Source organism: Streptomyces sp. NPDC093546 (assembly GCF_044765045.1).
In the GTDB taxonomy this organism is placed as follows: domain Bacteria; phylum Actinomycetota; class Actinomycetes; order Streptomycetales; family Streptomycetaceae; genus Streptomyces.
The window spans coordinates 20,615-41,104 of sequence record NZ_JBIWJG010000021.1; the positions used below are offsets into that span (position 1 = coordinate 20,615).

The 20,490-nt window shown below is 71.2% G+C and carries 20 protein-coding genes; 11 read left to right on the forward strand and 9 right to left on the reverse strand.

From position 1 onward, the window contains the following. Positions 1-30: 30 nt before the first annotated feature. Complete coding sequence (lysS, locus tag ACIRNI_RS30355; protein WP_403556367.1) at positions 31-1,797, forward strand: lysine--tRNA ligase; 1,767 nt, start codon at positions 31-33, stop codon at positions 1,795-1,797. Between the two features lie 60 nt (positions 1,798-1,857). On the opposite strand, the gene ACIRNI_RS30360 is transcribed toward lysS, so the two are convergent. The 3 genes from ACIRNI_RS30360 to ACIRNI_RS30370 form a co-directional block, all read right to left on the reverse strand. Further along, positions 1,858-3,111, reverse strand: coding sequence for a DUF2637 domain-containing protein (locus tag ACIRNI_RS30360; protein ID WP_403556369.1), 1,254 nt, complete (start codon positions 3,109-3,111; stop codon positions 1,858-1,860). 121 nt (positions 3,112-3,232) lie between these two features. Beyond that, positions 3,233-3,970: a DUF3558 family protein gene (locus ACIRNI_RS30365; protein ID WP_403556371.1), complete on the reverse strand. Its 738-nt coding sequence runs from the start codon at positions 3,968-3,970 to the stop codon at positions 3,233-3,235. Between the two features lie 137 nt (positions 3,971-4,107). After that, positions 4,108-4,965 carry a DUF3558 domain-containing protein gene (locus ACIRNI_RS30370; RefSeq protein WP_403556373.1) on the reverse strand — a complete coding sequence of 286 codons (858 nt, stop codon included), beginning with the start codon at positions 4,963-4,965 and terminating at the stop codon, positions 4,108-4,110. 175 nt (positions 4,966-5,140) lie between these two features. Between ACIRNI_RS30370 and ACIRNI_RS30375 the strand changes: the two genes are divergently transcribed. After that, positions 5,141-6,334: an RtcB family protein gene (locus tag ACIRNI_RS30375; protein WP_403556375.1), complete on the forward strand. Its 1,194-nt coding sequence runs from the start codon at positions 5,141-5,143 to the stop codon at positions 6,332-6,334. Between the two features lie 93 nt (positions 6,335-6,427). On the opposite strand, the gene ACIRNI_RS30380 is transcribed toward ACIRNI_RS30375, so the two are convergent. Further along, positions 6,428-7,207 carry an SDR family NAD(P)-dependent oxidoreductase gene (locus ACIRNI_RS30380; protein ID WP_403556377.1) on the reverse strand — a complete coding sequence of 260 codons (780 nt, stop codon included), beginning with the start codon at positions 7,205-7,207 and terminating at the stop codon, positions 6,428-6,430. 72 nt (positions 7,208-7,279) lie between these two features. Further along, positions 7,280-7,615, reverse strand: a complete 336-nt coding sequence (locus ACIRNI_RS30385) for a YnfA family protein (RefSeq protein WP_355362721.1) — start codon at positions 7,613-7,615, stop codon at positions 7,280-7,282. Between the two features lie 42 nt (positions 7,616-7,657). Between ACIRNI_RS30385 and ACIRNI_RS30390 the strand changes: the two genes are divergently transcribed. Further along, positions 7,658-8,146 carry a hypothetical protein gene (locus ACIRNI_RS30390; RefSeq protein ID WP_403556379.1) on the forward strand — a complete coding sequence of 163 codons (489 nt, stop codon included), beginning with the start codon at positions 7,658-7,660 and terminating at the stop codon, positions 8,144-8,146. Position 8,147: 1 nt separating this feature from the next. On the opposite strand, the gene ACIRNI_RS30395 is transcribed toward ACIRNI_RS30390, so the two are convergent. After that, positions 8,148-9,569: an FAD-dependent monooxygenase gene (locus tag ACIRNI_RS30395; protein ID WP_403556381.1), complete on the reverse strand. Its 1,422-nt coding sequence runs from the start codon at positions 9,567-9,569 to the stop codon at positions 8,148-8,150. Positions 9,570-9,786: 217 nt separating this feature from the next. Between ACIRNI_RS30395 and ACIRNI_RS30400 the strand changes: the two genes are divergently transcribed. Next, entirely contained in the window at positions 9,787-10,374 is a 588-nt protein-coding gene (locus ACIRNI_RS30400; protein WP_403556383.1) for a TetR family transcriptional regulator, read from the forward strand. 28 nt (positions 10,375-10,402) lie between these two features. Here the strand turns inward: ACIRNI_RS30400 and ACIRNI_RS30405 are convergent, their stop codons facing one another. The 3 genes from ACIRNI_RS30405 to ACIRNI_RS30415 all read right to left on the reverse strand — a co-directional run bounded on the left by ACIRNI_RS30405 (position 10,403) and on the right by ACIRNI_RS30415 (position 12,466). After that, complete coding sequence (locus ACIRNI_RS30405) at positions 10,403-11,137, reverse strand: Mut7-C RNAse domain-containing protein (protein ID WP_403556385.1); 735 nt, start codon at positions 11,135-11,137, stop codon at positions 10,403-10,405. A gap of 85 nt (positions 11,138-11,222) precedes the next feature. Beyond that, the gene (locus tag ACIRNI_RS30410; RefSeq protein WP_403556387.1) at positions 11,223-11,777 is read right to left on the reverse strand and encodes a GNAT family N-acetyltransferase; all 555 of its coding nucleotides are present in this window, start codon (positions 11,775-11,777) and stop codon (positions 11,223-11,225) included. Positions 11,778-11,806: 29 nt separating this feature from the next. Next, positions 11,807-12,466 (reverse strand): hypothetical protein, encoded by a 660-nt coding sequence (locus ACIRNI_RS30415; RefSeq protein WP_355362733.1) that lies wholly within the window; start codon positions 12,464-12,466, stop codon positions 11,807-11,809. A gap of 324 nt (positions 12,467-12,790) precedes the next feature. Here ACIRNI_RS30415 and hemL point away from each other — a divergent pair, with 324 nt between their 5' ends. The 7 genes from hemL (at position 12,791) to ccsB (ending at position 20,459) form a co-directional block, all read left to right on the forward strand. Next, positions 12,791-14,098 carry a glutamate-1-semialdehyde 2,1-aminomutase gene (gene hemL, locus ACIRNI_RS30420; RefSeq protein WP_403556389.1) on the forward strand — a complete coding sequence of 436 codons (1,308 nt, stop codon included), beginning with the start codon at positions 12,791-12,793 and terminating at the stop codon, positions 14,096-14,098. Beyond that, on the forward strand, positions 14,095-14,793 hold the full coding sequence (locus tag ACIRNI_RS30425) for a histidine phosphatase family protein (protein WP_403556391.1): 699 nt from the start codon (positions 14,095-14,097) through the stop codon (positions 14,791-14,793). The genes hemL and ACIRNI_RS30425 overlap by 4 nt, the downstream gene beginning before the upstream one ends. Before the next feature lie 129 nt (positions 14,794-14,922). Further along, positions 14,923-16,179: a hypothetical protein gene (locus ACIRNI_RS30430; RefSeq protein ID WP_403556393.1), complete on the forward strand. Its 1,257-nt coding sequence runs from the start codon at positions 14,923-14,925 to the stop codon at positions 16,177-16,179. A gap of 88 nt (positions 16,180-16,267) precedes the next feature. After that, positions 16,268-16,876 (forward strand): TlpA disulfide reductase family protein, encoded by a 609-nt coding sequence (locus ACIRNI_RS30435; RefSeq protein WP_356644758.1) that lies wholly within the window; start codon positions 16,268-16,270, stop codon positions 16,874-16,876. 4 nt (positions 16,877-16,880) lie between these two features. After that, positions 16,881-17,618 carry a cytochrome c biogenesis CcdA family protein gene (locus ACIRNI_RS30440; RefSeq protein WP_403556395.1) on the forward strand — a complete coding sequence of 246 codons (738 nt, stop codon included), beginning with the start codon at positions 16,881-16,883 and terminating at the stop codon, positions 17,616-17,618. A gap of 4 nt (positions 17,619-17,622) precedes the next feature. Beyond that, positions 17,623-19,386 (forward strand): cytochrome c biogenesis protein ResB, encoded by a 1,764-nt coding sequence (locus tag ACIRNI_RS30445; protein WP_403556397.1) that lies wholly within the window; start codon positions 17,623-17,625, stop codon positions 19,384-19,386. Further along, on the forward strand, positions 19,383-20,459 hold the full coding sequence (ccsB, locus tag ACIRNI_RS30450; RefSeq protein WP_403556399.1) for a c-type cytochrome biogenesis protein CcsB: 1,077 nt from the start codon (positions 19,383-19,385) through the stop codon (positions 20,457-20,459). Before ACIRNI_RS30445 ends, ccsB begins: the two co-directional genes overlap by 4 nt. The last annotated feature ends 31 nt before the right edge of the window (positions 20,460-20,490 follow it).

Consider the following 20,490-nt stretch of genomic DNA (forward strand, 5'->3'; position numbering starts at 1 on the left):
CAGCCTTCGAAACCCCAAGCATTCAAGGACGTGCCGATCGTGGCTCAGAGCAGCACCGAGACCGACTGGGTCTCCCGTTTCGCGGACGAGGTCATCGCCGAGTCGGAGCGACGTGCGCCTGGCAAACCGGTCGTGGTCGCCTCGGGCCTGTCGCCGTCCGGCCCCATCCACCTGGGCAATCTCCGCGAGGTCATGACCCCGCACCTGGTCGCCGACGAGATCCGGCGCCGGGGGTACGAGGTGCGCCACCTGATCTCGTGGGACGACTACGACCGCTACCGCAAGGTGCCGGCCGGTGTCCCCGGTGTCGACGAGTCGTGGGCCGAGCACATCGGCAAGCCGCTGACCTCGGTCCCGGCCCCCGCCGGCTCCCCGTACCCGAACTGGGCCGAGCACTTCAAGGCCGCCATGGTCGAGTCGCTCGCCGAGCTGGGCGTCGAGTTCGACGGCATCAGCCAGACCGAGCAGTACACGGCGGGTGTGTACCGCGAGCAGATCCTGCACGCGATGAAGCACCGCGCCGCGATCGACGCGATCCTGGACCGCTACCGGACCAAGGACAAGGTCACCGGCCAGCCGAAGAAGCAGGGCCAGAAGCAGCAGCCGCAGAAGCAGCAGAAGCCGGTCGACGAGGCCGAGCTGGAGGCCGCCGAGGGCTCCGGCGCGGCGAGCGAGGACGACGGCTCCGGCGGCGCCGGGGGCTACTTCCCGTACAAGCCGTACTGCGGGCAGTGCGGCAAGGACCTCACCACCGTCACCGCGTACGACGACGCGTCGACGGAGATGACGTACGGCTGCGCCTGCGGCTTCTCGGAGACGGTGAAGCTGAGCGAGTTCAACCGCGGCAAGCTGGTCTGGAAGGTCGACTGGCCGATGCGCTGGGCGTACGAGGGCGTGATCTTCGAGCCCAGCGGCGTCGACCACTCCTCGCCCGGCTCGTCCTTCGTGGTCGGCGGGCAGATCGTGCGGGAGGTCTTCGACGGCGTCCAGCCGATCGGTCCGATGTACGCGTTCGTCGGCATCTCCGGCATGGCGAAGATGTCCTCCTCGAAGGGCGGCGTGCCGACCCCGGCCGACGCCCTGAAGATCATGGAGGCGCCGCTGCTGCGCTGGCTGTACGCGCGCCGCAAGCCCAACCAGGCTTTCAAGATCGCCTTCGACCAGGAGATCCAGCGGCTGTACGACGAGTGGGACAAGCTGGAGGCCAAGGTCGCCGACGGCAGCGTGCTGCCGGCCGACGCCGCCGCCCACTCGCGGGCCGTGCGCACGGCCGCCGGTGAGCTGCCGCGCACGCCGCGCCCGCTGCCGTACCGCACGCTCGCCTCGGTCGTCGACATCACCGCCGGGCACGACGAGCAGACGCTGCGCATCCTGAGCGAGCTCGACCCGTCGCGGCCGCTGGCCTCGCTGGACGAGGTGCGTCCGCGGCTGGACCGCGCGGAGAACTGGATCTCCACGCACGTCCCGGCCGACCAGCGCACCATCGTCCGCTCCGAGCCCGACGCCGAGCTGCTCGGCTCGCTGGACGAGGAGGGGCGCGAGTCGCTGCGGCTGCTGCTGGAGGGCCTGGACAGCCACTGGTCGCTGGACGGGCTGACCACGCTGGTGTACGGCGTGCCGAAGGTGATGGCGGGGCTGGACCCGGAGGCGAAGCCGACGCCGGAGCTGAAGGTGGCCCAGCGCAACTTCTTCGCGCTGCTGTACCGGCTGCTCGTCAGCCGGGACACCGGGCCGCGGCTGCCCACGCTGCTGCTGGCGGTGGGCGCGGACCGGGTGCGCAAGCTGCTGGGCGCGTGAGGACGCAGGACCTGTGAGCGAAAGGCCCCCCACCGGGAGGTGGGGGGCCTTGTCCGTGGTCTACGCGATGTGCTCGGACGCCAGGTCCGCCTGGTAGCGCTCCTTGAACTCGGGCAGCATGCGGCGCAGCAGGACGGCGCTGAGGGGGTGCCGGACGCCGTGGCCGTCGGCGAGGTGTATGTCGAGGACGTCGACGCTCGGCCAGTCGTTGTGCTCGTCGACGTACTGCTTGAAGACCGGGTACGCGGCTTGCCGGAACGCCTCGGAGTCCGGCTCGGGGAACTCGCCCTGCGGGACGTCTTCCAGGTCGGTGTCGCCCGCGTCGTACGTCGGGTCGTAGCCGCCCTCGTACGCGGTGGGCGGCAGCTGCGGGGCGGCGAACCAGGGGCTGTGGTGGTTGGCGGGGAGCTGCGGCTCGGGCTGGAGCTGCGGCTCGGGCTCATCGGGGTGCTGGGCCGGGAATTCCGGGCCTTGGGGGGCCTGGGCCTGGGCGTCGTCCTGCGGGGCCTTCTCCAGGCGCGGCTGCTGCCGCTGCTCGGGGATCGTGGGCTGCGGCTGTGGCTGTGCTTGCGCCTTCGGCAGCTCGGCGGCCGGCTGCGGGTTCGGATGCGGCGGCAGGAGGACCGGTTCGATGCCCGCCGCCGCCAGGCCCGCCGGGGCCGTCTCGGCGAGCGGCACGCCGTACTTCGCCAGCCGCAGCGGCATCAGCGCCTCGACCGGCGCCTTGCGGCGCCAGGCCCGGCCGAACCGGGCCTGGAGGCGCGCCTGGTAGATCAGCCGGTCCTGCTCCAGCTTGATGACCTGCTCGTACGAGCGCAGCTCCCACAGCTTCATCCGGCGCCAGAGCCGGAAGGTGGGCACCGGCGAGAGCAGCCAGCGGGTGAGGCGGACGCCCTCCATGTGCTTGTCGGCCGTGATGTCGGCGATCCGGCCGACCGCGTGCCGCGCGGCCTCGACCGCGACCACGAAGAGGACCGGGATCACGGCGTGCATGCCCACGCCGAGCGGGTCGGGCCAGGCGGCCGCGCCGTTGAAGGCGATCGTCGCGGCGGTCAGCAGCCACGCCGTCTGGCGCAGCAGCGGGAACGGGATGCGGATCCACGTGAGGAGCAGGTCCAGGGCGAGCAGGACACAGATGCCCGCGTCGATGCCGATGGGGAAGAAGTACGAGAAGTCGCCGAAGCCCTTCTGGACCGCGAGTTCGCGCACCGCCGCGTACGAGCCCGCGAAACCGATGGCGGCGATGATCACCGCACCGGCGACGACGGCACCGATCAGCACTCGGTGCGTCCGTGTCAGCTGCATCGCGGCCACCCGCGATCCCCTCCCATGGTCGAGATCTGGCGGGCACAGCCTGGCACACGTGTGCGGAGTCCGTCCCTCGGGGAGGGCCGGACTCCGCGGAGGGCCTGTGCGGACGGCTCCTTGCCGGCGGCTACTTGTTGGCGGTGGCGATGGCGGCCACGGCCTCCTTGGTCGCCTTGACCGCGTCCTCCATCAGGTCCGCCACGTCGGGGGTGTCGGCGCCCGCGTACCCCGCGCCGTTGTAGGAGAGGACGATGACGGCGTTCTCCGTGCGGGTCACGATGACCGCGTTCTTGAAGTCCTCGTCGGTCTTCTTCAGGCCGTAGCTGAAGGCCTTCGACTCGTCGCCGACACCCGTGGCGGTCGAGGCGTGCAGGCCGGTGGCGCCCTCGGTCGCCTGGGCCTTGGCGACCTCCTTGGCGAAGCTCTCCTGGGCGCGCTTCTCGCCGCTGCCGAGCGTGGCATCGGAGTCGTAGCGCAGGAGGGAGATGTCGAGCCAGCGGTAGTTGGAGCCCTTGATGCCCTTGTCCTCCAGGCCGTTCCAGGAGCAGCTGCCGCGGCTGGCGATGTCATTGGACTTTCCGGGCGTACCGGTCTTGACCTTCGCCTCCGGGACCATTTCCGCGACCGTCTTCGCCGCGATGGCCTTGCAGGCGTCGGGCAGCTTCGTGAAGACGGCGGGCTCGACCTTCGGCGTGGGCTCCTTCGAGGCGCCGGACGCGGCGCCGGACGAGGCGGCGGCCGGGGGCGTCTGCTTCTGCGGGTCGCCCTTGCCGTCGGAGTCCGAGGAGCAGCCGGCGACGACGAGCATCACCGGTACGGCTGCGCAGGCGAGTATGCGGGTGAGTCGCGGGGCTGATCGGTGCATGGTTCCTTCAGTCGCTTGTCGTACGGTCGTCCGGCAGTGCGTCGGTGCGGCGGTTCCGACACCGTAGCCCGAGCGGTACGCGGACGGGCGGGGCGCGGGCGCCGCGCGGAGCCGGGGCGGGGCCGGCGCGGGGGTGGCTACTCGTCGAACTTCTCGGCGAGCTTTCGGGCCAGTCCCTGTGCCTTTTCCTGCAGTTCCTTGCTGTCGGGCACCTCGGTGATGCGGCTGGGCTGTTCGCCGTACCGAATGGTGACGATCACGTTGGATGTGCGGAACACCACGCTGACGGTGCGGCGCTGGGCGGTCGAACCGGCGCGGGTGAGTACGTCGTCGAGGAACGCCGCGTCGCCGAGGTCGGCGAGGACGCGGGGCTCCAGGCCCTCGGGGGTGGTGGCGGGGGTCGCGGCCGGGACGGCGGCGACGCTCGCCCCGGCGGCTGCGGCGCTCGGGGCGGGGGCGCCGGTGGCCGACGGCGGGCCGGAGGGCTTGGCGGGGCTGCCGGGGGCGCCGGTGGCCGGGCCGCCCGGGGTGGGGGCGGCGGCCAGGCCGGCGGCGGTCTGCTTGCCCTCGTAGACCTGCTGGGCGCGGTCGTCGTCGCTGACGGTCGGGTCGTACGAGACGACGCGCTCGAAGTCCAGGGTGAGCTGGTGCGAGGCGTCCGGTCCGTCGGCCTTCCAACTGCACCCGGCGCGGCGGTCGGTGTCGTACGTGACGGCCGAGGTGCCGCGGTAGACGTGCTCGCGCTGCTCCTGGGGGAGGAAGTCGACGCCGGGGAGCAGGTCCCTGAGCGTGGACCGCTCGACGGAGCCGCAGGGCTCGAGGAGCGTACGGTACTTGCCGGGGGCGGCGGCCGCCGCGGCGGGGCCCCCAGCCTTGGAGTCGATGGCGGAGCCGGAGCCGCCGGAGCCGGCGGTGCAGCCGGTCAGGCCGGCGGCGCCGACGGTCACCGCCGCGAGAACTGCGGCCAGGCCGGGTGCGTACGCCCTTCGCTGCACGGTCCGGGGTCCTTTCGCTCGGGTGCCTGCCAACCGAAAACTTGTTGCCGCCCGACGCCGACGGGTGGACACAATGTCTATCGCACGCGCTGCCGTCGATGCTGGTCCGCTGTCGCATACGCGGATGTTGGCGCCGGTTTTTGCGTTTTCAGACTTTTCGGGGGATCGAGGAACTATGTCTTTTGTAGAGGTGCCCGGGGCGAAGGTCCCGATCCGGATGTGGACGGACCCGGCGGCGGTCGAGGACGTCGCGATGCAGCAGCTGCGGAACGTCGCCACGCTCCCGTGGATCAAGGGCCTCGCCGTGATGCCGGACGTGCACTACGGCAAGGGCGCGACGGTCGGCTCCGTCATCGCGATGCAGGGCGCGGTCTGCCCGGCCGCGGTGGGGGTGGACATCGGCTGCGGCATGTCCGCGGTGAAGACGTCGCTGACGGCGAACGACCTGCCGGGCGACCTGTCGCGGCTGCGCTCGAAGATCGAGCAGGCCATCCCGGTGGGCCGCGGCATGCACGACGAGGCGGTCGACCCGGCCGGGCTGCACGGCTTCCCGGCGGCGGGATGGGACGACTTCTGGGCCCGGTTCGGCGGGGTGGCGGAAGCGGTCAAGTTCCGTCAGGACCGGGCGGTCAAGCAGATGGGAACGCTCGGAGGGGGTAACCACTTCATCGAGTTCTGTCTCGATGAGTCGGGAGCGGTCTGGCTGATGCTGCATTCCGGTTCCCGGAACATCGGCAAGGAGCTCGCCGAGTACCACATCGGCGAGGCGCGGAAGCTGCCGCACAACCAGGGGCTGGTCGACCGCGACCTCGCCGTCTTCATCGCGGACACCCCGCAGATGGCGGCGTACCGGAACGACCTGTTCTGGGCTCAGGAGTACGCGAAGTACAACCGCGCGGTGATGATGGAGCTCTTCAAGGGCGTGGTCCGCAAGGAGTTCAAGAAGGCCAAGGTCACCTTCGAGCCCGTCATCTCCTGCCACCACAACTACGTGGCGGAGGAGCGGTGCGACGGGATGGACCTGCTGGTCACGCGGAAGGGCGCGATCCGGGCGGGCTCCGGCGAGTACGGGATCATCCCCGGCTCGATGGGTACCGGCTCCTACATCGTGAAGGGACTCGGGAACGCCGCGTCCTTCAACTCCGCCTCGCACGGCGCCGGTCGGAAGATGAGCCGGAACGCCGCGAAGAAGCGCTTCTCCACGCGGGACCTGGAGGAGCAGACGCGGGGAGTGGAGTGCCGCAAGGACGCCGGTGTGGTCGATGAGATCCCGGGCGCGTACAAGCCGATCGAGAAGGTCATCGACCAGCAGCGCGACCTCGTCCAGGTGGTCGCGAAGCTGAAGCAGGTCGTGTGCGTGAAGGGCTGACGCGGAGTCGGCGCCGCCGCCCCGGTGTGCGGGGCGGATGGGAGGGTCCCGGCGGGGTTGGCGCCGGGGCCCTTCCGCGTGTTCCGCTCCGGTCTACTGCTCCCGGTGGACCTTGGTGTTGGAGGCCTGGGCGCGGGGGCGGACCACCAGCAGGTCGATGTTGACGTGGGCGGGGCGCGTGACGGCCCAGGTGATGGTGTCGGCGACGTCGTCGGCGGAGAGCGGGTCGGGGACCCCGGCGTAGACCTTGGCCGCCTTCTCGGTGTCACCGCGGAAGCGGGTCGTGGCGAACTCGTCGGTCTTCACCATGCCGGGGGCGATCTCGATCACGCGGACCGGGGTGCCGACGATTTCGAGGCGCAGGGTCTCGGCGAGGACGCGGGCGCCGTTCTTGGCGGCGACGTAACCCGCGCCGCCCTCGTAGGTGGCGTGGCCCGCGGTGGAGGAGACGACCACCACCGTGCCGGCGCCGCTGGCGGTGAGGGCGGGGAGCAGGGCCTGCGTCATGTTGAGGGCGCCGATGACGTTGACCTCGAACATCTGGCGCCAGTCGGCGGGGTCGCCGGTGGCGACGGGGTCGGCGCCGAGCGCGCCGCCCGCGTTGTTGACGAGGACGTCGACCGAGGGGAAGCGCTTCAGGTCGGCGGCGAAGGCGTCGACGGCCGGGCGGTCGGTGACGTCCAGGGCGTACGCCGTGGCCTGGTGGCCGGCGGCGGTGAGCTCGGCGGCCAGGGCCTCGATGCGGTCCTTGCGGCGCGCGGTGAGCACGACATGGTGGCCGGCCGCGGCGAGCTGCCGCGCGGTGGCGGCGCCAATACCGCTGCTCGCTCCGGTGACGACGGCTACGGGCGCGGTGGGGGTGTCGGCGGTCATGGGCTTCTCCTCGCGCGGCTGATCGAATGGGTGGTCGATACGCGGTCAGGATAGGTGCGGGCGTGGTGCCGGTCAGTGGCCGCGCGGTGTGTACATGATCACGGCCATGCCGGCGAGGCAGATCAGCGCGCCCGTCACGTCCCAGCGGTCGGGCCGGTAGCCGTCGGCCACCATGCCCCACGCGATCGAGCCGGCCACGAACACCCCGCCGTACGCGGCGAGGATGCGGCCGAACTCGCCCTGCGGCTGGAGCGTGGCGACGAAGCCGTACGCGCCGAGGGCGAGCACTCCGGCGCCGATCCAGATCCAGCCCCGGTGCTCGCGGACGCCCTGCCAGACGAGCCAGGCGCCGCCGATCTCGCAGAGGGCGGCCAGGACGAAGAGGGCGGCGGAGCGGGCGATGAGCATGGCGTCCAGCGTAGAGGGCGGGAAAATCGGTACCTTCTGGACATGGTTGCGATGGGCAGGGTTGCGCTGGTGGTCTCGGCCGTGACGGTGATGGTGGCGGCCGCGGCCTCCGACGCGGGTGCCGGTGCCCGCGCCGGGGCGATCGCGCCCGAGGCCGATGTCGCACACCACGGGCATGTCTCCCTCGTCGGTGACCGGCTCGACGTGTTGATGGCGAGTCAGAACCACGGCCCGTCCGGCGTGCCGACCGCGACCGTGCGCCTGACCTTCTCGGAGCCGCTGGCCGGCGGGCCGCCGCTGCCGCCCAACTGTCTGTGGGGCGGCGACCGGGAGGTGCTGTGCTCCACCGGCCCGCTGCGCGTGGACGGCCCGGCCCGCGACACCGTGCTGGACCTGCGCACGAGCGGCGTCCCGCACGAGGTGACGGTACGGGTGGCCACCGAGTGGAACGGCGGCGCGACCGACCGGAACCCCGGGAACAACGACCATCAGGTGCTGGTCCCCGCGACGGGTGACTGGTACGCCTTCTGAGTCAGCTTCCGCTCCCGGCCCAGGCGATGTAGCCGTCGGGGCGGACGAGGAGGGTCTCGCGGCGGGTGGGGTTGGCCCAGCTCGCCCGTATGACCCGGCCCGGCGCGGTGGGTACGTCCGGCGCGGCGCCGCCCCGCGGTGCGACGAGGACGAACGCGCCCTCCCGCAGCAGCTCGTAGAGCCGGCCCTCCGCCAGGGCGAGATCGGGGACGCGCCGGCCCGTGAGCCGGTGGGCACCGCGCCCGGCGGCGTACGCGATACCGGTGCCGCTGACCATGCCCATCGCCTTGGCGGACGCGGGGCGGATCCGGTTGAGCAGACCGGTGCCCAGGGCGCGGGCCGCCAGCATCGCCGGGGTGTGGACCATGGCCATGCGGATGAGCGCGCCGCTGCTGCGCAGCACCATCGCGCCGACGGGGTGCCGCTCGTCGTGGTAGCTGTCGAGGAGCGCCTCGGGCTCGGGTGCCTCGCCGCGCAGCACGGCGGCGAGCTTCCAGGAGAGGTTGGCGGCGTCCTGGAGGCCGGTATTCATGCCCTGGCCGCCGGCGGGGGAGTGGACGTGCGCGGCGTCACCGGCGAGGAAGACCCGTCCCTTGCGGTACTCCGGGACCTGGCGCTCGTCGCTGTGGAAGCGGGAGAGCCAGCGGGGGTCGTGCATACCGAGGTCGGTGCCGAGGGCGGTGCGCGTGAGGGTGCGCACCTCGTCGAAGTCGACGGGCTCGCTGTCGGGCACCAGGCGGTGGCGGCTCCAGGCGCCCACCCGGTACCAGCCGTCGCCGAAGGGCACGACGAACGCGAAGGCGTCGCTGGTGCCGCTCGCCATGAGCGCACCCTCGGGCTCCTCGGTGAGCCGGACGTCGGCGAGCATGATCGAGCTGATCACGGACTCGCCGGGGAACGGCACGCCGAGGGTGCGGCGCACGGCGCTGCGCACGCCGTCCGCGCCCACGAGATAGCGGGCGCGCAGCTCTTCGGGCGCGCCGTCGGGACCGGTGACCTCGGCGGTGACGGAGTCGGCGTCCTGGCGCAGGCCCCGCAGTTCCGTGTCGTACAGGAAGCGCACGCCCGCGGCTACGGCGCGGCGCTCCAGCAGCTGCTCCACCTCGTACTGCGGCGTGATGAGGACGAAGGGGAAGCGGGAGCGCAGCCGGGAGAGGTCCAGCGACAGCTTGCTGAAGAGGTTCAGCCGGGTGAGGGCGGTGCCTCGCTTCACCAGCTCGTCCGCGAGGTCGCGGGCGTCGAGCAGTTCCAGCGTGCGGGCGTGCACGGCGAAGGCGCGCACGAGGTTGCTGGTCTCGTGGGGGCGGCGCTCGACGAGTGCCACCTCCAGGCCCGCGGCGGCGAGGTCGCCGGCGAGCAGCAGTCCCGTGGGTCCCGCGCCCACCACGATGACGTCGATCTCCGTGCCCGGCGTGCCGTTCATGGCTGCCTCCTGGTCGTGGATGCCAAGGCTTGTGGTCGATCCCTGCGCGTCGATCCCTGCGCGTCGATCCCTGCGCGTCGGCCCCTGTGCGTCGTCACATGCGCGTCAACACGTGTAGGCCAACGCCCGTTGGTCAACGTTTGTTGGTCAACGCTTGTTGGCAAATGTACGCCTGCGGTGATGGCGCGTCAACACCCGTTGGCCTACAGTTGTTGGCATGAAGACGGAAGCCCCCGCCGACCCCCCGAGTGCCCCCCGCCGCTCGGACGCCACCCGCGCCGCGATCCTCGACGCCGCCCGCGAGCGCTTCGCCACCGACGGGTACGAGCGCGCCACCATCCGCGCCATCGCCCGCGACGCGGGCATCGACCCGTCGATGGTGATGCGCTACTACGGCAACAAGGAGGGGCTCTTCACCGCCGCCTGCGACATCGACTTGCGCATTCCGCAGGTCAGTGCCCTGCCCACCCAGCACATCGGCGCCGTCCTCGTCGCCCACTTCCTCGAGCGGTGGGAGCAGGACGACGTGCTCACGGCCGTGCTCCGGGTCGGCGTCACCAACGCCGCGGGCGCCGAGCGGATACGCGCGATCTTCCCGGCGCAGTTGGGCCCCATCGTGGCCGGCGTCTGCCCCGACCCGGCCGAGGCACCGCGCCGAGCGGCCCTGGTCGCGTCGCAGATCCTCGGCATGGCGATGGCCCGCTACGTGCTGCACCTGCCGCCCGCCGTCGAGATGACCCGGGAGGAGGTGATCGCCTGGCTGGCGCCGACGGTCCAGCGGTACCTCACCGCCGAGACCCCGTGACCCGGCAGCGCCCGCCGGGCGGTTCCGCCTACGCGGCCGCGCCGCCGAACTCGCGCAGCGCGTTCTCGACGATCGCCTCCAGGCGGGCGTGGTGGGCGCCGCGCCAGTACACGCGCCGGCAGGCCGTGCACTGCGCGAACACGTCGTACGAGCGCTGCGTGCCCTGCTCCAGCTGCTCGCGCACCGCGTCCTTGTCCGTGTCGGTCAGCGTCCCGTTGCAGGCGGTGCACCGCGTCCACGGCGCCAGTGGCGGCGCGAAGCGCTCCAGCACGTCGCGGAGCTGGTCGTCGGGCTGGTCGCTGTAGACGTACGCCCCCGCCCAGAGCTCCCGGCGGCGCAGCAGCCCCCGGTCACGCGAGAGCATCACGCGCCGCTCCCGCGCCGACCAGGCCGCCAGCGCAGCGTCGCCGATGTCCTCGCTCTCGTACGCCGCGTCCACGCCGAGCAGCCGCAGTCGGCGCGCCAGCGTGCCGAGATGGACGTCGAGGAGGAACCGCAGCGGCGCGCCCGGCACCGGCTGCGGGCGCTCGCGGCCCAGCACCTCGACGTGCTCGCCGTGGGCCGGGATGTGTGAGGTGGAGACCGCGCGCCCGTCCACCAGCAGCCCGCCCGCCTCGGTCAGCGGCACGCCGAGCGACTCGACGACGTGCCCGAGCGTCGAGGCGCCGTCCGTGACCACGGAGGTGCGGCCCGTGCGGCGGGGTGCCGAGACGAACAGCCCCAGTTCGGGGGCGAAGCTGATGTGGATCTCCGGTCCGTTCACGCCGCCAGCATGCCACCGGGGCCCGCGAGCCATCCAGGCCATTTCGGCCGCTCAGCCGGAGGCGACCTCGCCGCGCGCCCGCTCATCAGGCCCGGCGGCCGAGGTCCAGGCGCCAGTCGTTGCCGCGCAGCAGGCGGCCCGGCGGGTACTCGACGTCGCACGCGCCGCGCAGCGCGAAGCCCGCCTTGCGGCACACCGCGTTCGAGGCGGCGTTGTCCACGGCGGGGAAGGCGTGCAGGTACCGGTGCTTGCGGGCCGCGCGCACCTCGCGGACCACGGCGGCCGCCGCGGCCGTGGCGATGCCCCGCCCCTGGAAGGGCGGCAGCACGGCCCACCCCGTCTCGTACACCCGCGCCCCGTTCCAGGCCCGCTCCCAGAAGCCGATCGTGCCCACCGGCGCATCCTCGGGCAGCAGCACGATCCGGAACATCCGCCCCGCGCCCGTGCGGTCCGCGCTGAGGTCGACGTACCGCTGGTGGCGCCTGATCAGCAGGTCCTCGGTCTCCGGACCTCCCAGGTGGTCCGTCATCTCCGGCGCGTTGGCGGCCCGCAGCAGCGCGAAGTCCGCCTCGGACCAGGGCTCGATGCGTACGCGTGCGTCACGTGCGCCACCTACGTCCCGTGCGGGGTGCGCGGTCATACGGCTCCACCACCTCGGGCCTCAGGACGCTACGGCCACACCAGGCAGTACGGCTGGTGGCCCGCCTCGTGGAGGCGTACCGAGAAGTCCTGCCATTCGTGGAGCAGCTGGTACACGTCGAACGCGTCCCGCGGTCCGCCGCGGTCGGGGACCGTCGACCATATGAAGGCCGCCGCGCCCACGGTCTCCTCGCCGATGCCGCGCAGGGGGTCGACCACCGTCGTCGGGAGCTTCACCACGGCGTAGTCCGGGTGCAGGACCACCAGCTCCAGGGGCGGGACCTTGTGCAGCGGCATGCCCTGGATGCCGGTGAGGACCATCGCGGCTATCGTCTCGGGCTTGATCTTGGTGAACATGCCGCCCATGCCGAGCTCGTCACCGCCGAGCTCCTCCGGGCGCATCGAGATCGGGACGCGCGCGGCGGTGGCGCCGTTGGGCGCGCCGAAGTACTTGTACGTCACCCCCATGCCGCGGCCACCCCCGCCTCCCAAAGGAACGCTCCCCACGTGCTCGTGCCCCAGGGGGTTCCCGGAGGTCTGGTCCCCGGGCGACCGGGAGGGCTGGTTCCCGGAGGACCGGGAGGGCTGGTGCCCCGGGGGATTGTCCCGCTCTCGCCGGTGCTTCCCCCGCCGGGCGGGCTCAGGACCCAGGTCGTCGGTCCCTTCACCCAGTCCGCCACCGCGATGCATATCTCCACCCGACTGCTTTTAGGTACCACGGCCCCCGCCGCGCAACCCGATCATCGTGACAGTGACCTCCCCCACGCGCGTGCGGTGAAACACCTGTCCGCAAGAACGTCCGGGCCTCTGACACCATGGTTTCCGTGAGCTTTCCCAATGACGCCCCAGTTTCGCAGACGCGGAGCCCTGCCGCCCGGTCGTAAAACAAGGTCGTCGGCAAGATCCGCACCAACCCAGCAAGATCGCCAACAGATTGTCGACAGATCGTCGCCGTCCGGCGGCCGTGCCCGCGCATTGCCGCCCCTCCACTCGTTCTCGCAGGTCAGGACCAAAGTGCCGTATTCATACGAAGCCCCAGTCTCACAGACGCTTTTCGACCGCGCGTCCCTCGTGACGCCCGGCGGCGTGAACTCTCCCGTGCGCGCCTTCCGCGCGGTGGGTGGAACGCCCCGGTTCATGGTGTCCGGTACGGGTCCGTACCTCACCGACGCGGACGGGCGCGAGTACGTCGACCTCGTCTGCTCGTGGGGGCCGATGATCCTCGGCCACGCGCACCCCGAGGTGATCGCCGCCGTGCAGGAGGCCGTCGCGCGCGGAACCTCCTTCGGTACGCCGGGTGAGGGCGAGGTCGCGCTCGCCGAGGAGATCGTGGCCCGGGTCGAGCCGGTCGAGCAGGTGCGGCTCGTGTCGTCGGGTACCGAGGCCACGATGTCCGCGATCCGGCTCGCCCGCGGTTTCACCGGCCGCGCCAAGGTCGTCAAGTTCGCCGGGTGCTACCACGGGCACGTGGACGCCCTCCTTGCCGCCGCCGGCTCCGGCGTCGCGACCTTCGGCCTGCCCGACACGCCCGGCGTCACCGGCGCGCAGGCCGGCGACACCATCGTCCTGCCGTACAACGACCTCGACGCCGTACGCCAGGCCTTCGCCGCGCACCCCGGCGAGATCGCCTGCGTGATCACCGAGGCGTCTCCGGGCAACATGGGCGTGGTCCCGCCCCGCGACGGCTTCAACGCCGGGCTGAAGGAGCTGTGCGCGGCCAACGGCGCGCTGTACATCTCCGACGAGGTCATGACCGGTTTCCGTACGTCGAAGGCCGGCTGGTACGGCGTCGACGGCGTGGTCCCGGACCTGATGACGTTCGGCAAGGTCATGGGCGGCGGCTTCCCGGCCGCGGCGTTCGGCGGCCGCGCCGACGTCATGGCGCACCTGGCGCCCGCCGGGCCCGTCTACCAGGCCGGCACCCTCTCCGGGAACCCGATCGCCACGGCCGCCGGGCTCGCGCAGCTGCGGCTGCTCGACGACGCGGCGTACGAGAAGGTCAACGCGGTCTCGCGCGAGATCCAGGCGCTGGTGACGGACGCGCTGGGCAAGGAGGGCGTGGCCCACCGGCTCCAGACCGCCAGCAACATGTTCTCCGTCTTCTTCACCGACGCCGAGGTCGTGAACTACGACGACGCGAAGAAGCAGGAGGCGTTCCGCTTCACCGCGTTCTTCCACTCGATGCTGGCGCAGGGCGTCTACCTGCCGCCGTCCGCCTTCGAGTCGTGGTTCGTCTCCACGGCGCACGACGAGCGCGCCGTCGAGCGGATCGCCGCCGCGCTGCCGGCCGCGGCCCGCGCCGCCGCGGAGGCCACGGCATGAACGCGGGGAACGACGACATCACCGTCGTCCACCTGATGCGCCACGGCGAGGTGCACAACCCGGACGGCATCCTGTACGGGCGCCGCGCCGGCTACCACCTCTCCGAGCTCGGCCGGAAGATGGCCGACCGGGTCGCCGAGCACCTGGCGGAGCGCGACATCACCCACGTGGTGGCCTCGCCGCTGGAGCGCGCCCAGGAGACGGCCCAGCCCGTCGCCGCCTCGCACGGCCTGGAGCTGGCCACCGACGAGCGGCTCATCGAGGCGGGGAACGTCTTCGAGGGCAAGGCCTTCGGCGTGGGCGACGGCGCGCTGCGCAGGCCGTCCAACTGGAAGCACCTGACGAACCCGTTCCGGCCGTCCTGGGGCGAGCCGTACGTCGACCAGGTCGTACGGATGATGGGCGCGCTGAACGCGGCGCGTGACGCGGCCCGCGGCCATGAGGCGGTGTGCGTCAGCCACCAGCTGCCGATCTGGATCGTGCGCAGCTTCGTCGAGCGGCGCCGGCTGTGGCACGACCCGCGGCGGCGGCAGTGCACGCTCGCGTCCCTGACCACGTTCACGTACCAGGGCGACAGGATCGTGTCGGTGGGCTACAGCGAGCCGGCCCGCGATCTCGTCCCGGCGCATCTGCTGGCCGGTGCGAAGCCGTTGAAGGGCAAGGACAAGGGCGCGTCCAAGGCCTTCGGCGCGTAACTGTCCTGTCACAGAGCAGATTATGTGATTAATTCGGGAACCCGTGCGTTCCCGACCGCATCTCTCCCCTTGTCGGACCGGCGGTGACTTTCCGGTCGAAAAGCAAGCGCGAATGCGGATGGTGACGAGATGCGCGGGATCAGCCGAAGGGGATTGCTGGGAGCCGGAGTTGGGGCCGCGGCCGCGATCGGAATCGCGGGCTGCGGCCCCGACGGCGGTAACGGGGGCAAAGGAAAGGGCGGCGATCAGCAGCCCGGCGGCGCCGGTGCGAACAACGGAAAGCCCGACGGCGCCGGCGCACCACGGGGACGGCTGATAGGTGACGGCTCCACCTCCGACACCGGAAAGCAGCCGAACCAGCCCGACAAGCCCGTCCCCCTGGAGCCCGGTCAGACCCCGCCCCAGTTCGTGGTCTTCTCCTGGGACGGCGCCGGAGAGGTCGGCAACGGCCTCTTCCCCCGCTTCCTCGAACTGGCCAAGGATCACGGCGCGGCCATGACCTTCTTCCTCTCCGGGCTCTATCTCCTCCCGGAATCGAAGAAGACCCTCTACCGCCCGCCGAACAATCCCGTCGGCGCCTCCGACATCGGCTACCTCACCGATGACCACATCAAGGAGACGCTGAAATACGTCCGCCAGGCCTGGCTCGACGGACACGAGATAGGCACCCACTTCAACGGGCATTTCTGCGCGGGCTCCGGATCCGTCGGGAAATGGACCCCGGCCCAGTGGCAGAGCGAGATAGACCAGGCCGTGAAATTCGTCACCGAATGGAAGACGAACAGCGGTTGGACGACCCTCGACCCGCTGCCCTTCGACTACCGCAAGGAGCTCGTCGGCGGCCGCACCCCCTGCCTCCTCGGCCAGGACAACCTGCTGCCCACGGCGAAGAAGCTCGGCTGGCGCTACGACGCCAGCTCGCCCGGCGGCCGCCAGAAGTGGCCCTCCAAGCGCCAGGGCATCTGGGACCTGCCGCTGCAGCAGGTGCCGTTCCCCGGCCGCTCCTTCGAAGTCCTGTCCATGGACTACAACATGCTCGCCAACCAGTCGCAGAACACCACCAAGGGCAACCCCGCCCGTTATCCCGACTGGAAGAAGCAGGCCACCGAGGCGTATCTGGCCGGATTCACGCGCGCGTACGAATCGAATCGCGCGCCCTTCTTCATCGGCAACCACTTCGAGCAGTGGAACGGCGGCATCTACATGGACGCCGTCGAGGAAGCGCTCAAGGGCATGGCCGGAAAGAAGGACGTACGGCTCGTCTCCTTCAAGCAGTTCACCGACTGGCTCGACGTGCAGGACCCGAAGATCCTCGACAAGCTGCGCACGCTGGAGGTCGGGCAATCGCCGACGGGCGGCTGGAACACCTTCCTCACGCCTGCTTAGGCCGCCCTGACATCGGGCTTTACGGTCACCGCAGAAGCACCGAGGGGGGCGCGGAAGATCCCCGGAAGGCCCATGCGAAACTTTTCACATGACCTTTAGCCGCGCTCCTCGAAGCATCATGCTCGCCGCCGGCGCCCTGGCGGCCGCACTGACCATGACCGCGTGCACCGGCGGTGGCTCGAAGGGCATCTCCGGCGGTGGCGGTGACACCAACTTCGTCACCGGCACCGGCGGCATCTCCACGGTGCCCAAGGGGGAGCGCAAGGCCGTCGGCACGATCGCCGGCGAAACCCTGGACGGTACGCGGCTCGACGTCGCCGACCACAAGGGCAAGGTCGTCGTCCTCAACCTCTGGGGCTCCTGGTGCGCGCCGTGCCGCAGCGAGGCCAAGCACCTGGTCAAGGTGTCCGAGGACCTCAAGGCCAAGGGCGTGGAGTTCGTCGGCCTCAACACCCGCGACGTCAACAAGCAGCCGGCCGTCCAGTTCGAGAAGGACTACGGGGTCGCGTACCCGAGCCTGTACGACCCGGCCGGCGAGATCATCCTCAACGGCTTCCCCAAGGGCACGCTTCCCCCACAGGCCATCCCCTCCACCATCGTGCTCGACCGCGACGGCAAGATCGCCGCACGTGTGCTCAAGGCAGTGGGCGAGGAACAGCTCCGCTCGATGATCGACCCGGTCCTCGCGGAGAAGTAGCCCGATGAACGAGACGGTATTCAGCGGGGCCCTGCTGCTCGCCCTCCCCATCGCGGTGCTGGGCGGGCTGGTCTCCTTCTTCTCGCCCTGCGTCCTGCCGCTCGTGCCCGGCTACCTGTCGTACGTGACCGGCGTCACCGGCAGCGACCTCGCCGAGGCCCGGCGGGGCCGGATGGCCGCCGGCGCCGCCCTCTTCGTCCTCGGCTTCACCGCCGTCTTCGTCTCCGGCGGCGCCCTCTTCGGCTACTTCGGCTGGACCCTCCAGCAGTACCGCGGGACGCTCACCACCGTCCTCGGCGTGCTGATGATCCTCATGGGCGTCTTCTTCATGGGGCTCATGCCCTGGTTCACGCAGCGCGAGTACCGCTTCCACAAGCGGCCGGTGACCGGTCTCGTCGGGGCGCCGGTGCTCGGCGCGCTCTTCGGCATCGGCTGGACGCCGTGCATCGGCCCGACGCTCGCGTCCGTCACCGCCCTCGCCGCCGACCAGGGCAGCGCGGGCCGCGGGGCGCTGCTGACGTTCGCGTACTGCCTCGGCCTCGGCGTACCGTTCGTGCTCGCCGCGGTCGCGTTCCGCAAGGCGCTCGGCGCCTTCGCGTGGGTGAAGCGGCACTATGCGTGGGTGATGCGGATCGGCGGCGGCATGATGATCCTGACCGGCCTGCTGCTCCTCACAGGCGCGTGGGACATCCTCGTGCAGCAGATGCAGGTCTGGTCCAGTGGTTTCCAGGTGGGGATCTAGTTCCATGAGCAAGGCAGCAGAGACGACCGGGCCGACCGAGGCGGCCGCGGCCAGGGCGGCGGACGCGGAGGCGGACGCCGCGGCCGGGGCGCACCTGTCGACCGCGCCCACCGACGAATCCGCCGAAGCCGGAGGGGCGGCCGACGGACTCACCGGCGGCCCCACCCTCGGCGTCTTCGGCTGGATCCGCTGGTTCTGGCGGCAGCTGACCTCGATGCGGGTCGCGCTGATCCTGCTCTTCCTGCTGTCGCTCGGCGCCATCCCGGGCTCGCTCATCCCGCAGAACAGCGCGGACGAGCTGAAGGTCCGCACCTTCAAGGAAGCCCACGAGACGCTCGCGCCGATCTACGACCGGCTCCAGCTCTTCGACGTCTACAGCTCGGTGTGGTTCTCGGCGATCTACATCCTGCTGTTCGTCTCCCTGATCGGCTGCATCGTCCCGCGCAGCTGGCAGTTCGTCGGCCAGCTGCGCAGCCGCCCGCCGGCCGCCCCCCGCCGCCTCACCCGCATGCCCGCGTACGCCACGTGGCGCACCGAGGCCGCGCCCGAGGACGTACGCGAGGCGGCGCTCGCGCTGCTGAAGAAGCGGCGCTTCCGCGCGCACACCGCCGGGGACGCGGTCGCCGCCGAGAAGGGCTACCTCCGCGAGGCCGGCAACCTCCTCTTCCACGTGGCGCTCATCGTCATGCTGGTGGCCTTCGCCGCCGGACAGCTCTTCAAGTCCGAGGGCGGCAAGCTCATCGTCGAGGGCGACGGCTTCTCGAACATCCTCCCGCAGTACGACGACTTCAAGTCGGGCTCGCTCTTCGACACCGAGGACCTGGCGCGGTTCGGCTTCACTCTGGACCGGTTCACCGGGACGTACGAGACGAGCGGCCCGCAGCGCGGCACCCCCCGCACCTTCGAGGCGGACGTCACGTACGGCAAGGCGGGTGAGGAGAAGAAGAAGGGCGTCATCCGGGTCAACGAGCCGCTGGAGGTCGACGGCTCGAAGGTCTACCTGATCTCGCACGGGTACGCGCCGGTCGTCACGGTCCGCGACGGCAAGGGCCAGGTCGTCTACAAGGGTGCCGTTCCGCTGCTCCCCATCGACAACAACGTCACCTCCACCGGCGTCATCAAGGTGATGGACGGATACCGGGACAAGAACGGCAAGAAGGTCCAGCTGGGCTTCCCGGCCTTCTTCGTCCCGACCTACGCGGGCAAGGGCAACGGCCAGATGTTCAGCCAGTTCCCCGGCCTGGTCTTCCCGGCGCTCAACCTCAGCGCCTACCACGGCGACCTGCGCGTCGACGGCGGCCTGCCGCAGAACGTGTACCAGCTGGACACCAGCAAGATGCAGCCGTTCAAGGACGCGAAGGGCGACATCTACAAGAAGACCCTGCTGCCCGGCGAGACCATGGAGCTGCCGGGCGGGGCGGGCTCGGTCACCTTCGAGAAGGAGATCAAGGAGTGGGCCAGCTTCCAGATCTCCCAGCAGCCCGGCAACGGTCTCGCCCTCGCCGGTGCGATCGCCGCCATCGCCGGCCTGGTCGGCTCGCTCTTCATCCAGCGCCGCCGGGTCTGGGTCCGGGCCGTACGGGGTGACGACGGCGTGACCGTCGTCGAACTGGCGGGGCTCGGCCGCAGCGAGTCCGCGAAGCTTCCCGAGGAGCTGGCCGACCTGGCCGCCACGCTCCACTCCGTGGCGCCGACCGCGCCCGCGCCCGCCCCTGTGCCCGCACCCGAGGCCGAGGCCGACCAAGCCGACGAAAGGGCTGAGAAGTGAATCTCGCCGCCGCGACCAACGAGAGCCTGGCGGAGCTGAGCAATCTGCTCATCTACTCCTCCATGGCCGTCTACACCCTGGCCTTCCTCGCGCACATCGCCGAGTGGGTCCTCGGCAGCCGCAGCAAGGTCGGCCGTACGGCGGCGGCCCTGACGCCCTCCGTAGCCTCGCCCGTGCGGGTCCAGGTCGGCGGCCAGAGCGGCGGCACCGCCGTCCTCGACAAGCCGAAGGTCGTCACCCGCGCCGCCGCCGGCACCCGCGACGTACCCGACGGCCCGGGCGCGGCCGGCGGCGACGAGAAGGGCGACCTGTACGGCCGGATCGCCGTCTCCCTCACCACGCTCGCCTTCCTGGTCGAGGCCGCCGGGGTGGTCACCCGCGCGCTGTCGGTGCAGCGTGCCCCCTGGGGCAACATGTACGAGTTCTCCACCACCTTCTCGACGGTGGCGGTCGGCGCGTACCTCGGCTTCCTCCTCGCGAAGAAGAACGTCCGCTGGATGGGCCTGCCGCTGGTCACCACCGTCCTGATCGACCTCGGCATCGCCACCACCTGGCTCTACACCGAGAGCGACCAGCTGGTCCCGGCCCTGCACTCGTACTGGCTGTGGATCCACGTCTCCACCGCCATCTTCTGCGGCGCCGTCCTGTACCTGGGGGCCGTCGCCACGCTGCTGTACCTCTTCCGCGACGGGTACGAGGCCAAGCTGGCGGCCGGCCGCACGCCGAGCGCCTTCGCTCGCTCGGTGCTGGAGCGGCTACCGGCCGCCGCGACCCTCGACAAGTTCGCGTACCGCGTCAACGCGGCGATCTTCCCGCTGTGGACCTTCACGATCATCGCGGGCGCGATCTGGGCCGGTGACGCGTGGGGCCGCTACTGGGGCTGGGACGCCAAGGAGGTCTGGTCGTTCATCACGTGGGTCGGGTACGCCGCGTACCTGCACGCCCGCGCGACGGCCGGCTGGAAGGGCCGCAAGGCCGCGTACATCGCGCTGATCGCCTTCGCGTGCTTCCTCTTCAACTACTACGGCGTCAACATCTTCGTGAGCAGCAAGCACTCCTACGCCGGGGTGTGAGCCGGGGTGTGAGGTAGCGCCCGTACGTCGC

Excerpts from the sequence above, each read along its gene's own strand:
- ACIRNI_RS30375 (WP_403556375.1), top strand. The coding sequence starts at position 5,141 with ATGTCTTTTGTAGAGGTGCCCGGGGCGAAGGTCCCGATCCGGATGTGG.
- ACIRNI_RS30380 (WP_403556377.1), bottom strand. The coding sequence starts at position 7,207 with ATGACCGCCGACACCCCCACCGCGCCCGTAGCCGTCGTCACCGGAGCG.
- ACIRNI_RS30415 (WP_355362733.1), bottom strand. The coding sequence starts at position 12,466 with ATGCATCGCGGTGGCGGACTGGGTGAAGGGACCGACGACCTGGGTCCT.
- ACIRNI_RS30425 (WP_403556391.1), top strand. The coding sequence starts at position 14,095 with ATGAACGCGGGGAACGACGACATCACCGTCGTCCACCTGATGCGCCAC.
- ACIRNI_RS30395 (WP_403556381.1), bottom strand. The coding sequence starts at position 9,569 with ATGAACGGCACGCCGGGCACGGAGATCGACGTCATCGTGGTGGGCGCG.
- ACIRNI_RS30400 (WP_403556383.1), top strand. The coding sequence starts at position 9,787 with ATGAAGACGGAAGCCCCCGCCGACCCCCCGAGTGCCCCCCGCCGCTCG.
- ACIRNI_RS30390 (WP_403556379.1), top strand. The coding sequence starts at position 7,658 with ATGGTTGCGATGGGCAGGGTTGCGCTGGTGGTCTCGGCCGTGACGGTG.
- ACIRNI_RS30385 (WP_355362721.1), bottom strand. The coding sequence starts at position 7,615 with ATGCTCATCGCCCGCTCCGCCGCCCTCTTCGTCCTGGCCGCCCTCTGC.
- ACIRNI_RS30440 (WP_403556395.1), top strand. The coding sequence starts at position 16,881 with ATGAACGAGACGGTATTCAGCGGGGCCCTGCTGCTCGCCCTCCCCATC.
- ACIRNI_RS30445 (WP_403556397.1), top strand. The coding sequence starts at position 17,623 with ATGAGCAAGGCAGCAGAGACGACCGGGCCGACCGAGGCGGCCGCGGCC.
- ACIRNI_RS30435 (WP_356644758.1), top strand. The coding sequence starts at position 16,268 with ATGACCTTTAGCCGCGCTCCTCGAAGCATCATGCTCGCCGCCGGCGCC.
- ACIRNI_RS30430 (WP_403556393.1), top strand. The coding sequence starts at position 14,923 with ATGCGCGGGATCAGCCGAAGGGGATTGCTGGGAGCCGGAGTTGGGGCC.
- ACIRNI_RS30410 (WP_403556387.1), bottom strand. The coding sequence starts at position 11,777 with ATGACCGCGCACCCCGCACGGGACGTAGGTGGCGCACGTGACGCACGC.
- ACIRNI_RS30365 (WP_403556371.1), bottom strand. The coding sequence starts at position 3,970 with ATGCACCGATCAGCCCCGCGACTCACCCGCATACTCGCCTGCGCAGCC.